The 13,988-nt window shown below is 62.8% G+C and carries 13 protein-coding genes; 4 read left to right on the top strand and 9 right to left on the bottom strand.

The window, feature by feature from the left end; all coding sequences use genetic code 11:
* Positions 1-50 precede the first annotated feature (50 nt).
* Positions 51-752, top strand: coding sequence for a hypothetical protein (locus BN984_RS02175; protein WP_008095969.1), 702 nt, complete (start codon positions 51-53; stop codon positions 750-752).
* A gap of 75 nt (positions 753-827) precedes the next feature.
* The gene (locus tag BN984_RS02170; protein WP_049967555.1) at positions 828-2,978 is read left to right on the top strand and encodes a PAS domain S-box protein; all 2,151 of its coding nucleotides are present in this window, start codon (positions 828-830) and stop codon (positions 2,976-2,978) included.
* A 3-nt stretch (positions 2,979-2,981) separates the two neighbouring features.
* Here the strand turns inward: BN984_RS02170 and lrp are convergent, their stop codons facing one another.
* Positions 2,982-3,443, bottom strand: coding sequence for an HTH-type transcriptional regulator Lrp (lrp, locus tag BN984_RS02165; protein ID WP_008095972.1), 462 nt, complete (start codon positions 3,441-3,443; stop codon positions 2,982-2,984).
* Between the two features lie 120 nt (positions 3,444-3,563).
* Positions 3,564-3,836: a hypothetical protein gene (locus BN984_RS02160; RefSeq protein WP_008095973.1), complete on the bottom strand. Its 273-nt coding sequence runs from the start codon at positions 3,834-3,836 to the stop codon at positions 3,564-3,566.
* Between the two features lie 314 nt (positions 3,837-4,150).
* On the opposite strand from BN984_RS02160, the gene BN984_RS02155 reads away from it, so the two are divergent.
* Entirely contained in the window at positions 4,151-4,474 is a 324-nt protein-coding gene (locus BN984_RS02155; protein WP_008095974.1) for a hypothetical protein, read from the top strand.
* Between the two features lie 39 nt (positions 4,475-4,513).
* Here BN984_RS02155 and BN984_RS02150 read toward each other — a convergent pair whose 3' ends face one another.
* The 4 genes from BN984_RS02150 to BN984_RS19320 form a co-directional block, all read right to left on the bottom strand.
* On the bottom strand, positions 4,514-6,220 hold the full coding sequence (locus BN984_RS02150; protein WP_049967554.1) for an NAD(P)/FAD-dependent oxidoreductase: 1,707 nt from the start codon (positions 6,218-6,220) through the stop codon (positions 4,514-4,516).
* A 109-nt stretch (positions 6,221-6,329) separates the two neighbouring features.
* Positions 6,330-7,118, bottom strand: a complete 789-nt coding sequence (locus BN984_RS02145; protein ID WP_239640764.1) for a helix-turn-helix transcriptional regulator — start codon at positions 7,116-7,118, stop codon at positions 6,330-6,332.
* A gap of 88 nt (positions 7,119-7,206) precedes the next feature.
* Complete coding sequence (locus BN984_RS02140; protein WP_049967553.1) at positions 7,207-7,587, bottom strand: hypothetical protein; 381 nt, start codon at positions 7,585-7,587, stop codon at positions 7,207-7,209.
* A gap of 58 nt (positions 7,588-7,645) precedes the next feature.
* Positions 7,646-7,786 (bottom strand): hypothetical protein, encoded by a 141-nt coding sequence (locus BN984_RS19320; protein WP_156037874.1) that lies wholly within the window; start codon positions 7,784-7,786, stop codon positions 7,646-7,648.
* Positions 7,787-8,791: 1,005 nt separating this feature from the next.
* Between BN984_RS19320 and BN984_RS02135 the strand changes: the two genes are divergently transcribed.
* A complete protein-coding gene (locus BN984_RS02135; RefSeq protein ID WP_049967552.1) occupies positions 8,792-10,582 on the top strand; it encodes a choice-of-anchor I family protein in 1,791 nt (596 codons plus the stop codon).
* Positions 10,583-10,629: 47 nt separating this feature from the next.
* On the opposite strand, the gene BN984_RS02130 is transcribed toward BN984_RS02135, so the two are convergent.
* From BN984_RS02130 to BN984_RS02120, 3 genes are all read right to left on the bottom strand, one after another.
* Complete coding sequence (locus BN984_RS02130) at positions 10,630-11,961, bottom strand: RNA-guided endonuclease InsQ/TnpB family protein (RefSeq protein ID WP_049967551.1); 1,332 nt, start codon at positions 11,959-11,961, stop codon at positions 10,630-10,632.
* Entirely contained in the window at positions 11,958-12,338 is a 381-nt protein-coding gene (gene tnpA / locus BN984_RS02125; protein WP_008095984.1) for an IS200/IS605 family transposase, read from the bottom strand. Before tnpA ends, BN984_RS02130 begins: the two co-directional genes overlap by 4 nt.
* Before the next feature lie 289 nt (positions 12,339-12,627).
* A complete protein-coding gene (locus BN984_RS02120) occupies positions 12,628-13,332 on the bottom strand; it encodes an SOUL family heme-binding protein (protein WP_049967550.1) in 705 nt (234 codons plus the stop codon).
* Positions 13,333-13,988: the final 656 nt, after the last annotated feature.

Here is a 13,988-nt window from a genome sequence, read left to right as displayed (position 1 = left end):
TCATAACAATTAACCAGTATCGAGTTGACAATAGTTTGTGGTGCGTTGACATGGCGAACCCGAAGCATTACGTCGTGATGGAAGGCCTCGGTGCCGGAAAATCCGACTACACGATTCAGGCGACTGGCGACATCGAAAAAGTAGGCGGCAGGCTCGGTGGACTGCCCGTCACCACGGGCCCGGGAGACCAAGTGTCCGGGAGTACGGCGAACGGAACCGTCTGGGGGAAGTCAGACGGCTTCCGAATCTACGGCGGAATCAAGTCCATCAGCCTCGAAAACCCCGACCACGTTCAGGTCCACACAGGAGCCATCGCCGGCGGTCCGGACGACGACCACGGCGACCTGTGTGAGGTTGTCGTCCGCGCGGAGAAAGTCGAGTTCATCAGCGGGCAAGGTCCGGGTGAAGGCGCGCTCGAACTGGAGATCGAACACGACATCCGCGGCGGGCAGTCCGAACACACGTCGCTCAGGCTCCCAACGGGGGCGACGCGAAACATCGGCGTGGCGATTGACAACTTCAAGGTCCCCCGAAGTGGGTCGGAACCGAAGACAATCGTGACGAAAATCACGGAGCGAGAGCCGCCAAGGGACTGGTTCACCGGGGCACCGGACGAGGGGAGCGAGCCGGTCGATATCACGCTCGCGTGCGATAACCCACAGCAGGTGACCAACACGGTCCCCATCGACTCCGACCGCGGGAACCCCGGCAAGGTGAAGGTGTACTACACCATCGACGACCTCGACGACTGAGGGGACCCGTCCCCCATCCGGTCGTCCCGCGAGCAGCAACCATTATGATGCGGTGCGGTCACGTTCCCCTCACGAATGGACTCGCTTCGCGACACGCCGCGTTCGCTCTCGGAGTCGTCGCCTATCGACGTCTTGCACGTCGATGACGACCCCGAGTTCTCGGCGCTCGTCGCGGCGGCGCTGGAACGCGAGCGCGAGCACATCACCGTCCATACCGAGACGGACCCACGGGTCGCGGTCGACCGGGTTCGGCGCGACGACCCGACGTTCGACTGCGTCGTCTGCGACTACGATATGCCCGACCTCGACGGCCTCGACGTGCTGGCGAGCGTCCGCGACGAGTATCCGGAGCTCCCAGTTATCCTCTTTTCCGGAATCGCTCGCGAGGAGATTGTGGACGAGGCGCTCGACGCGGGCGTGACGGATTATCTTCAGAAGGGCGACGACACCACCCAGTACCGACTGCTCGCCAACCGCATCGAGAACGCTGTCGAGCGCGTTCGGGCCTCACGGGACAGCGACCGCGGACTGGCGGCCATCGAGAACGCGACCGACGCCGTCTGTATCCTCGGCGACGACGGTGTTATCGAGTACGCCAACGCGGCCTGTACTGAGCTGTTCGGCTACGAGCGCGCGGAACTCCTCGGTCGTCACTGGGAGGCGTTCTATCCCGACGACGACGGACAGGCGGTCTCCGATTCGGTACTCCCCGAAGCGCGCGAGGGGCAGTCGTCAGGGCAGTCGTCGCTCGTGCGGAAGGACGGCGACCTCGTCGACGTGGAGCACACGCTCACGTACGCGGCTGACGGGTCGCTCATCTGGACGCTGTCGCGCGTCTCGAAACGCGACAGACTCGAAACGAAACTGTCGCGTCGAGAGCGGGCAATAGACGAGGCACCGATCGGCGTCGTCCTCACGGACCCCGACCAAGCCGACAACCCCATCGTCTACGTCAACGACGAGTTCACCGACATCACCGGATACAGTCGTGACGAAGCCGTCGGGCGAAACTGCCGGTTTCTGCAGGGCGAAGAGACGGACGAGGCGGCCGTCGCCGAACTCCGGGCGGCGGTCGACGAGCGCGAACCCGTGACGACCGAGCTCCTGAACTACCGCAAGGACGGCACCGAATTCTGGAATCGCGTCCGCATCGCGCCCATCTTCGACGACGGGAGCGTCGACCTCTTCGTCGGCTTCCAAGACGACATCACGCCGCGGAAGACGTACGAGCGACTCCTCCGGTCGAACACCGCCCGGCTCGAAGCGCTGTTCGAGCACTCGCCGGACCTCGTCGTCGTTCACAAAGCCGACGGCACCATCCAAGACGTGAACCAGCGGATGTGCGAGGAACTGGGCTACACCGACGCGGACCTCGTCGGCAAGACCATCTGGGACCTCGACCCCACGTCCGAACCGGACCGCTCGAAGTCGTTCTGGGCGGACCTGCCGGCGAACGAACCACGCCGGTTCGAAGGCGCGCTCGAACGCCGCGACGGCACGACGTTCCCGACCGAAGTGCATCTCATCGAACTCAGCGTCGACGGCGAGGACCTGTTCGTCGCGATGATTCGTGACATCAGCGAGCAGAAGGAACGCGAGGCCGAACTTGTCGAACAGAACGAGCGCCTCGACCGCTTTACGAGCGTCGTGAGCCACGACCTCCGCAACCCGCTGCAGGTCGCTATGGGCCGCCTCGAGATGCTCCAAGACGACTGTGACAGCGACCACCTCGACGATATCGACCGGGCGCTGGACCGCATGGACGACCTCATCAGCGACCTCCTGATTCTCGCCCACAACGGTAACGACGCCATGGAGGTCGAACCGGTCGGGCTGGCCGACCTCGCGCGGGCGTGCTGGCAGAACGTCGTGACCGACGGTGCGACGCTGACCGTCGAGACCGACGCCGTCGTCGACGCCGACCGCGACCAGCTTCAGCAACTCCTCGAAAACCTGTTCCGGAATTCGGTCGAACACGGCTCCGGCGACGGGGACGTGACCGTCACCCTCGGCGAGACCGACCGTGGCTTTTTCGTCGAAGACACCGGTCAGGGTATTCCCGAATCTGACCGCGACACCGTGTTCGAAGCCGGCTACACCACGTCTTCCGAGGGTACCGGCTTCGGCCTGAACATCGTTTCGCAGGTCGCGGCCGCACACGGCTGGGAAGTGCGGGTCTCGGAGGGCACCGACGGCGGGGCGCGGTTCGAGTTCCGCGTCGACTGAGTCTTAGGCGTCGCCGGCGTCGAGGTCGAACTGCTCGTTTTCGGAGACCGCGTTGAGGACGACACTCGTGTTCGACTCGCGAATCGGTGCTTCGTTCAGAAGCGCCTTGATCTGGCGGTTCATGTCGTCTGTGTTCTTGAACTTGCCAACCGCGAGGACGTCGTAATCGCCGGTGACCTCGTACACAGAGACCATCTGCGGCTCGTTTGCGAGTAGGTCGGTGACATCCGTGAGCGCGCTCCCCTCGACTTTGAGGTGCATGACCGCGGTCACGTCGTAGCCGAGCGCGTCGTAATCGAGACGCGGCGTGTAGCCCTCGATGATACCCTCGTCTTCGAGGTCTCGCAGGTGGTTCGAGACGGTCGTCACCGAGACGTCGAGTTCTTCGGCGAGGCTCCGGAGACTGCGCCGCCCGTCCTCCAAGAGCGCATTGATGAGGTCTGAATCCAGGTTTTCGTAGGTCATATGCGGCACATTTGCAGTTGATTGTGATTAACCTCTCGGTCGAAGTTGACAATGTCGAGAAACGATTGATGGGTCATCGTCAGTCGTGCGACGGGGGCAGACGGCGTCGGCGCATCACGTTCACTTGAGGCCGAGAATCCACTCGCACTTCCCGCAGGGCGTCTTGCCCGTTCGCTTGGCCTCGGCGCGAGTAACCTCGACGAACCGGCCGTCGCTGTGGCCGCCGCAGACGATTTCGCCGTCTTCGTCGAGTTCGTGATACGCGTAGCCGCCGGTGTACGCGCCGTTGGGGGTCGTTGCGACGCGGTCGTCGTCGTCGCGGGTGTCCTGCGCAGCGAGTTCGGTTCGCTGCTCGCTCGTGGGTTTCTGGTCGATGTGCTCTCGCGTCGGCATCCGTGCAGACACACTCGCCCGGCCGCATATGTTTATTTCGGCCCCGACATGACGTGAGGAATCATCATGGATGTCGGCGGCGGCGCGCGATGGGTCCTTGCCACTCGAGTGCGTCGAACTCGTGCGGACTTCGTTCGATGATTACACAAGTGTCCGGCTTGACGAGACGCCTACGTCTCGTTCGCTCACGAGGGCACCGCGCTCGTGAACGCTGTCTCTCTCCCTTCAGTCGCTCCGATCGCAGCTTAAGCAAGTTCCCTCGCGCCTCAATTCAAGTGAAGGTCTTTACCGGAGTGGGGCGATGTCCCCGAGAGATGAGCCGGACGCTCGAACTCTCTGGGACGTGGCTCAGCTATCTGCTGTCTGCGTTCCAGTTGACCGCGCTCGCGTTGGCCCTCGTGTTCGTCGTGCCCAGACTCGAGTACCCCGTCAACATCTTCTTGGGCGGGCTGTTCGCCGTGGTCGTCCTCGCGTCGGTGGTCGCGCTGTGGCGACGCGCGGCCGGTCAGGACGGGGGTCGTCAGCTCGGAACCGCAGAAGACATCACCTATGACCCGTTTGCCGACCCCGGGCAGGCCGCCCGCGATAGCTGGGAGAAGGCCGTTCGGCGGCTCCCTGGGTCCGACGACGACGAGTGAGCCACAGTCCTCGGTGCCGCTGTAGCCGTGTTCATGGGGTCACGCCATCTCGGGAACGGGGAAATCGAACAGTTCCGCTCGAAGCTGTTCGGGGGAGTCGGTCTTCCCCCACTGAATGAGTTTCCCCACCAGTTCGGGGTCGGAGAAGTCGACGTGTCGCGCCCGCTCGTCGCCCCAGTCGTAGACGTGCTTCGGGAGCCAGTCCGCTCGCCGCAGTTCCGCGAACAGCAGACCGGCGGCCTCGTCAACGCTCGCGTCGCCCGCCCGATAGGCGTCCAGTATCTCGCCCATCCGTCGGTGTATCTGGGTTTTCTGCGGGACGAACGGCGCGCCATCGCCCGGCGAGGGTTCCGCGAGGAGCGAGTCGAACTCGGCGGGCTGTCCCGACGCGAGGTAGTTGAAACAATGCCGCTGGATGTACAGGTCGTGAAACAGGACCTGTCCCAGCCACATCTGCGTCCACGCGTTCCACAGTCGGAAGTCGCCCATCGACTTGTACGCGTTGCTGATGATTCGGTCGTTGGTCGCGAGTTGACGGCGGTGCATCTCGTCGATGGGCGCAAAGCGCGCCGCCGAGAACTCGCCGTCTTCGAACGCGTCCAGCAGCAGGTTGGTCGACACGAAGACGGATTCGAGGGTGTTCACGAGGCCGACCGCGTAGAGGGGGTCGACGAAGCCGTACGTGTTGTTGGTCAGGTAGTGTCGGTGCCCCGCGGACTGACTGGCGGTCCGTTGCAGTCTCCCGGTTCGAGTCCACGGTCGCACCGTCGTCGCCGACGCGAGGTGGCGTTCGATATCGGGGAAGTCGGCGATGATTCGTCGAGCCTCTCGCTCGGCGCTGACCGACTCGTCTGTGGGGTACTGCGTTCGGTCGAGTACCAACCCGAGACTCGCTTTGTTCGTCTCGGAGCGCTCGAAGTTGTCGAAGGGAATCACCCACATCCAGCCCCCGTCGAACACGTGGTGGAGCGTCCCGTCGTGGAGGCGGTTGGACTGTCCGGGGTGGGCAGATTCGTCGAGTATCTCGTCGAACGGAGCGAGCCCTTCGACGTGCGTGAAGATGGCGCGCGAATCCGTCTCCAACTCCGGGGCGTCCTCGCGATACCCCATCTCGTCGGCGAGGACGGAGTTCCCGCCGGTCCCGTCGACGTAGAACGCCGCCTCGATACGACCACAGTCGGTCGCCACCGACACCTCGTCTTGACCGATGTCCACGCCGGTGATTTCGGTCTCGTCGAGGTATGCCACGCCGTAGCGCCGGGCGGCCTCGACCAGATAGTGGTCGACCTCCGAACGCAGCAGATGGCTCTCGCTGTAGAACGGCAGGCTCGGCGGAATCAACTGGTGACTGTGGTCCGCCGCGACCGGGCGGTCGGGTTCGTGGTACGCAAAGCCGATGGAGTGTTTGATGCCGCACGACGGCGTGACGTTGTCGACGATGTCGTTCGTGTCGCTGAGGTACTGAATTTCCGGGATGCCGTGGTACTCCCCGAGAATCCACATCCACATCGAACTCTGCGGGAGCATCGCCTCGCCGACGGCGAACCGTGGATGCGACCCGGCTTCGAGCATTACCACGTCGAGGCCGCGTTTCCCCAGAATCATCGCGGTGAGCGACGCCGCCATCCCGGAGCCGCCGACGATGACGTCGTAGGAGTCCGTCGGCGACGACTCACCGGCGGCCCGGTCATCGCGTCGTCCGTGCTGTCGGTTCCCGGTTGCGTCGGTCGAACCTGTCCCGTTCATGTTCCGTTTGACGGATAGGTCACGATTATAGTCATCCCCTGAGATGGCGTCTCAGGACGTGAGACACTACTTAGTCGAAAACAGGTTCGCCTTCGTGTCTCCGCGTCGGTCACCGATACTCGGGACTCATCTCGCTCACGTCGAGCCGGTCCGCATCGCGCTTGTAGCGCCGATAGAGGTCTACGGCCCACTCGCGCGCCTCGGGGTCGTCGGTCGTGACGGAGGCGACGGGCAGCGACGTCTCGTCGTCGAAGCCGCCGACGATGACCACGTCGTCGATGATGCCCATCGTGAACGGCAGTCCGGAGTGGGTGTACAGGGCGGGCGCTTCGGCCGACGCGATGGTATCGAACGCGTTCTTCGAGGCGTTTCGGTCCGCTTCGAGCGCCAGCGGCGTGCAGATTGCCTCGAAGTCCACGTCGTTTCGGGCGTGCTCGATGCCCCGTTCCGTAACCTTCGGTGGACACCCGGCGACGACCAGACTTCGAGAGCGGTCGAACGACGCAAAGTGTTCGAGCCACGGCTCGATGGGCGCGTTCGGGTGCTGTGGCGTGGCGACATGGAGGTCGGCGTCGGCGAACAGGTGGACGTGGCGCGTGAACTCCGGCGCAGAAATCTGGGCGAGCAGGGGTTCTAACCGGTCGGCCGCCGCGATTGAGCGCTCGAATCGAGAGACGGCGTCGGCCACGGCACAGCCGGCCCCCGTCGTCTGGTAGCCCGCCGCCGTCTGTTCGAGCAACTGCTCGTCCGTGAGCGCGGACGTCCACCGATAGGCCGTGGCACGCGAGATATCGAGTTCGTCTTGGAGCGTCGACCTATCGAGCGGTTCGTCTCGGGTCGCATCCAACAGCGGGGCCTGGTCCAGCAACTGGTGTGGGTCCCGTCCGTGAGGAGTCATGTTCTCGGAACGACCCTTCGAACCGTAAGTGTACCTCCAGCCATGGCCCCGGAGGTTGTCGCCCTCGCTGACGTCGCTTTCGAACACGTCACCGAATCCGGTCGTGAATCTCGAGAACACCGAGCGACCACACGAGCGCGCCGGCCAGTCCGGGAAACGCCGATGCGTTCCCCAAGAGGCCGAGCCACTCCCCGTACAGGACCCCCGCGTTGAGGCCGAGGAAGAAGCCGTCGAACGACGCGAGGGTTTTCGCAGGGACTCCCGCGTAGCGTTCGAGGACGACGAGCCCACACAGGAGGACGAGCGTCCCGGCGAGGAGTGCCCCGCCGATGTGCGCGAACGAGGCCTGCCGGCCCACCGTCGACTCGACGTACCAAAACGGGCCGAAGGGCGCGCCGAGGACGACGGCGATAAGCGCGTACGTCCCGAGCCGTTTGCTCGTTTCGCCGAATGCGTGGGTGTCGGCCATGCCGTACTTGTGTTTCGAGTTGGGTGGGGAAATACGTCGGTCCTTTGCCGTGGGGATGCTACTGGAGTCCCCGGCCGGGAGGGTCTCCGAGCAGTCCCTCACTCCGTACCAGGATGTACAGGAGGATTGGGCCGGCGACCAGGAACAACAAAAACAGCAGGCCGATGAGCCCCTCGAGTATCGACTGTACGGGGAGCATGGTTCCCATCTTTAGTCCGAGTCAGAAAAATCCACCTTCCAATGTTGGGTAGTGTGTCGCATCGGTACACCCGTCCATACTCCCGCAACAACGTGTCCGCTGTGGCCGTCGTCGCGTCGACTCCAAGTCGGCCGGCAATCGCGGCCAAATTCAGACCCCATCGACGAACCCCCATTTCAGGTCGAACGGCCCGAAACGAGCGTGCAGGCGGCGAGAGACGAGACACTGTGGACTGTCGTCGACGCGCGTCGTGCCTGCATCGAGACGCCACTTCGAGGCGGGATTCCGGTTTCGAAATCGGTCGATACACCCCATCTACGACTGGGTGTACCGGGGAATTGACGATTTTCGACCCTGCCAAAGCGACGACACTCGGCCGTCGAGACGGCATTTGCAGGGGAGATTGTGAACCCACAAACGCGCCCAGAGAGGGTGTGAGACGGCTGCAGGCCGGAATTGGGAGGAGCGACGAGAGCCACACAGCCGGCGTCGATGGCGACTCCGACAGGCCACGAAGCGACGCGAATCGAGTACACCCTTGCGGAGAATCGGCGTGCATGTACACCCCTGGGAACCGGGGGTGTAGCGCGTGTCTCCCGGTTCACCCTCGGCATCAGGGGTGTAGAATCGACCGCGATTTCCGCAGGGGTGTACCGCGGCGGTCGCGTCTCGGGCGTCGTCTCGATCGCGGATGTGTGCCCGTCGAGTGTGTCCTCGTTCGGTTTGTCGTCGTGGTAGATTCTCCATACGAATCGGATGCGTGTGGCTGTCGCAGATGTGGCACTGCTCGGATACGAATCTTCGATCAGGCGTTGTTCCCAGCGCGCCACAGTCGGACTGCCTGCGCCACTCTTTGAACCGTCGTTGGCGAAAACGATGGCCGGGTGCACCCAGACGCAAACGGGCCGGGAGCCCCTCAGTCTCGTCTCATCGTCAACGGTTCACAACATAGCACTCGTGTCAGTTATTATAAGTTCTTAACGTGCCCGCCCGAGGGCATCGGGTATGGAACGATCACAACAGACGAGCGATATCGGGCGTCGAGCTGTGCTCGGACTCACCGGTGGAACCGTCCTTGGACTCCTCGCAGGGACGGCTGTCGCGGGTGACGATACGGCGGCGGCTGGCTCCGAGGCTGCGGGCGGATTTTCGGGCGTCGAGAACGTCGCGTTAGAACAGATCGGCCGGTACGAGTCGGGGCTGTTCGACGAAGGTGGGGCCGAAATTATCGCCTACCACGCCCCCACCCAGCGGCTGTTCGTGATCAACGCCGACCTCGGCGGCGTCGACGTGCTGGACGTTTCGGACCCGACCGCACCCGAGAAGGTCGACGCGATCGACGCCGCGAGCGAGCTCGACGACGTGAGTTCCGCGAACAGCGTCTCGACGTCCGCCGACGTCGTCGCCGTCGCGCTCGAAGCCGAGGTCGCACAGGACCCCGGACAGGTCGGGCTCTACGACCCCGAGACGCTCGAACGCTTGGGGACGGCCCCGGTCGGTCCGCTGCCGGACAAAGTCACCTTCACCCCCGACGGAACGCGGGTGCTCGTCGCGAACGAGGGCGAGCCGACCGACGACTACGCGTACGACCCCCGTGGCTCGGTCAGCATCGTCGACGTCTCCGACGGCGCGGCTGCACCGACGGTCAGCACCGCCGACTTCACCGCTTTCGACGGCAAGGAAGACCAGCTCCGAAAGCAAGGCATCCGCATCTTCGGGCCGAACGCGAGCGCATCGCAGGACTTCGAGCCGGAGTACGTGGCCGTGAGCGACGACTCGAAGACGGCGTGGGTTTCGCTGCAAGAGAACAACGCGATCGCGGAGATCGACATCGACACGGCGACCATCAAGAATCTCATGCCGCTGGGCTTCAAGGACTACAGTCTGGCGGGGAACGAACTCGACGCGAGCAACGAGGACGGCGGGGCCAACATCCGGAACTGGCCGATCAACGGTATCCTCCAGCCCGACGCGATCGGCGCGTACAGCCCCGACGGCAAGACCTACCTCGTGACGGCCAACGAGGGCGACAGCCGCGATTACGGCTCGTTCAGCGAGGAGGCGGAAGTCTCGGACCTCCGACTCGACCCCGAGGCGTTCGACGTCGACCAGATCGAGGGGATCGACAGCGTTGAGGAACTCCAGCGCTCCGAGAACCTCGGTGCCAAAGGCGTGACAACGACGCTCGGCGACGTCGACGGCGACGGGCGCTACGAGGAACTCTACGTCTTCGGTGGCCGGTCGTTCAGCATCTTCACGACGAACGGCAAGCGAGTGTTCGACAGCGGGAGCGACTTCGAAGATATCACCGCAGAGCGATTCGGCGACCAGTTCAACAACGACAACAACGAACACGACCCTGACGGCCGCAGCGATAACAAAGGCCCCGAGCCCGAGGGGCTGACAATCGGGCAGGTTGGCGACCGGTACTACGCGTTCATCGGTCTCGAACGCATCGGCGGCGTCATGGTGTACGACATCACCGACCCCGAGTGTGCCACGTTCGTCGAGTACGTCAACAACCGGGACTTCTCGGTCGATATCGAGGCGGCCATCGAAGACGGTGACGCGCCCGCCGGCGCTGCCGGCGACCTCGGTCCGGAGGGACTAGACTTCGCGACCGCCGAAGAAAGCCCGATTGACGACCCGCTCGTCTTCGTCGGCCACGAAATCAGCGGGACGACGGCGATATTCCGCGTGACGAGCGACGAGAGCGAGGACGTTGCTGTGGGGTCGTGTGCCGACTCGCGTGGGAACGGACACGCCAACGGCCGTGGAAACAGCCGGCGGTCTTGACATCCTCCCCGCGCTAAAGCGCGAGGATTCCTCCGTTGGGGGTTCGGCTATGCCGATTCCACGGAGGCAACTTTCGGGTTTGTGCGCACTTCTTTGGAACTTTCGTGAGGGTATGGTTTCCCCGACCAATTGTGGTCGTCCCACTCGAATCGCACGGGCCGTGCCATCGGCCTGATTTCGCAATCGCTGTTCTCTCGAAGGAACGTCTTAGACGCCGTGAGGTCAGCGTACCCCTCGAATCCGCACGGACACGTCAGCGTGTCCCCGTGGCGAACCGTCTCCTCGTGGTCGCCACACTCAGGACACGTCTGACTCGTCCACGCTTCCGACTCGGCTTCGAGACTGATGCCGTACTCCTCACAGACGCACGCGAGACGGTGGCTGAACTTCTTGAACGCCCAGAAGTTGTGCGTTTTCTCGTTCACCCTGGCCGACCAGTGCGTTTTCAGCACGTCGGTCAAGTCGCCTACATACACCGTCGCCACGCCCTCGTCGTACAGTCGTTCAACGAGGTCGCGTACCAGCGCGTTCTGTGCGTGGTCACGACGCTTCGTCCGCTGTCGGTACAGCCGTCGAATTCGCTTGGAACTGTATCGTCCTTCACGGAGTTTCGACTGTAGGCGGGCGATTTCGTCTGTCGTCTCGCGGAACCGTCCGAACAACTCCCGACCGTCGTAGAGGTACTGGTTCCCAGTAGTCGTGGAACACGCGACGAGATTGTTTGCGCCAACGTCGAGGGCGGCTTCGTGAGAAGCCAGTGGTGAATTCCGAAAACGCGCAGCGTTTTCGACTTCAGGAAAATCTTCGATTTTCCGTGAATCCAGTCGAGAATCAGGTACGGTGACTGGTTGGAAAGCCCTGAACGTGTCGCTCACTTCGTCATACTCAAGCTCCAGACGACCTTGTTTGCCGTCCCACTTCGGGTTGCCTCGGACTTCGAGGCGGAGTCGTTCGTGGTAGCCGAGTCCATATTCGTCTTTCAGTTCTTGCCCGACAGGGATTTCAAGACGGCTACGCTTGCCCCACTGAATCGTGTACTGGTTACATCGGATGTAGGTGCGGAGTTCGCGTCCGTCATCTTCGTTGCCCCAGTACGACGGTGGGTTGGTGTACTCGCCTTTCTCTTTGAGGGCGAAGAACGACCGCCACGCTTCGCTGTTCTTGCGCGTGATCTGTTGGACAGTCGCGCTCCCGATGACGCCGTTGTAGCGTCCTCGGTACTCGGAGGTATCCCACACGTCACCGTCGCCAAAGTAGCTTTGACGACGTTCGTAGGTCAGTTCGTTCCACAGGGAGGCTGAGGCATCGAGTAGCCGTAGGAGGCACTCTTTGTCGTTCTCGATCTGTGGAACCACCTCGAAGGTGTTGACGCGCTTCATGCATCGGAACCCCCCTGTTCAGTGATGTACTGTTCGACAGCGCCCTTCGACGCGCTTCCCGCGGTACCGACGTAGTAGGAACGAGTCCACTTCACGCGGTCGTCGTACCGCTGGTTATACTTCCGCGCCGAGATGCCCTTGACCCAGTTGACGATGAGGGACGGGGCGTTCTTGGGCGGACTCCCGATGAACAGGTGTACGTGGTCGGGCATGACCTCGGACTCGGCCAGTTCGAGGCCCTTGTCCTCACAGATTTCCGCGAAGATGGTTTCGAGACGTTCCTTCGTCTTCCCCGTCAGGTGCGAACGCCTGTATTTCGGCACGAACACTATGTGGTAGTAGAGTTCGTATTTCGCGTGACGGGTACTCTTCACCATCTATGCATACTATTATGGTCGGAGGGCTTAAAATTGCGTTGGAACCCCGACTATGTCATCGACGGCGGTTGAATACTGTTGGTCGGCTTCATCCCCGTCGCCAGATTACATCTGGCGGGCAACCAGAACGCACCGCGTTCTGGTGACGCCCTGAAAGGCGAGGCTTTCGCCTCGAATTTTTTCGTAATGTAACGGCGTCGACTGCGGGTCGATGACAGTCTCCCTGGCGTTCACGCCGGGGGGACGTATACGCACACGAAACGCCAACGTACAGACAATCTCCGTTTTCTCACCGCAGCGCCCGCCGAACGCTCGTGGTGTCCACCTCGACGACCACTTCGTTCGTACGGAGCCACGGCGGCGTGAAGGGCGCGTCGTAGCGCAAGAGGCGGGTCTCGCCCGCCGGTTCGATGCCTGCTTGGGCCAGCGTCGTCCGGAGGGTTCGTTCTTTCAGCGAGACACGGAACCTCGGAGCCCACCACGAAAACCGGAGGGCGGCCAGCGTCCGCGGCGGGTCGACGACGAGTTTCACGTCGTCGTTCGTTGGCTCCGGCGCGGTCTCCGGCGTGTACGTTGCAGGGAGGAAAAACGACATCGTCGCGCCGTCTTCCCGAGTTGTCTCGACGGGGGCGGTCATCGAGATCGACTCGCCCGTCTCGCTGGCCCCGTCGCCGGCGGCGTCTCCGGCGGCCCTCGTGTCCGTACCCGTTTCGACGGGTGTGGTCATCGAGACGGACGTGCTGCCTTCGTTCGCCCCGTCGATGTAGTTGAACAGGCGGAAAAACGCCTCTCGACCGTTGGACGCGGTAGTCCGGACGCGAATCGTCTCCGGGTATCGCCGGAGTTCGACGCCATCGATACGCTCGACCGTCTTGTAGGGGACCCGTTCAGTACCGTGATTTTTCACGCGGTCGAGGGCCGTCCAGGCCGTCGCAGCGGCCAGCCCTACACCGATGATGCCGACGCTCAGTTTCGCTTTCGTCTTCCAATCCATATCGTGCGTAGGCGACGCGACTGCAAAAGCCGACTTGTGTGACAGCGGGGGCATGCTCGCCCGCGACGCCGCTTTCCCGTGCGGGGTTTCAGCGTCGTCAGTGACTGTGAACTCCTCTCTCGTCGATTTCAGGCGTGAACGCGGTCGAGACGGGTGAAAAACAGAATGAAGTCGTGGGGTACCCCGTGTCTCGAATACTTGCGGCCTGACGCCTTGCACCGATACAAAAAACCGGAGTTCGTGTGTTTTGTTTGCTTTCGTGGCGAGGAATAGCTACCTAGAAAATGCCGCGTGAGAGCGTGTACACGCGGTCTGTGCTTCGAAGCATACGAAACGTCCTCTCGTTTGCAGGCACTCGTCGGCTTCTCACCACAACGCACCCTGCCGCCGGATAGTACGATTCGTTTGTGTTTTCCCCGACTGCGTCGGCTTCGGTCGGTCGTCAAGTCTCCACGTCAACGTTGCAAGAACAGATGAAGTCGTGGGGTGGGGTGGTTCCGCAGGCGACGTGAACCTGCGAGTCCGGGTGCCAAGTTCCAAATATATTTCGCCTGCACAAAAGAAATATCGTGTTTGGGTGCGAACAGCCGTGTATGGAATCCAACCAGCCCGCGGATGCACGTGCCCAGTGGCGTGCAGAACGCACGACGTTCAGC

Origin of the sequence: Haloferax prahovense (assembly GCF_000723845.1) — an archaeon.
Classification (GTDB): domain Archaea; phylum Halobacteriota; class Halobacteria; order Halobacteriales; family Haloferacaceae; genus Haloferax; species Haloferax prahovense.
This window is presented reverse-complemented; position numbering and strand designations above follow the sequence as displayed.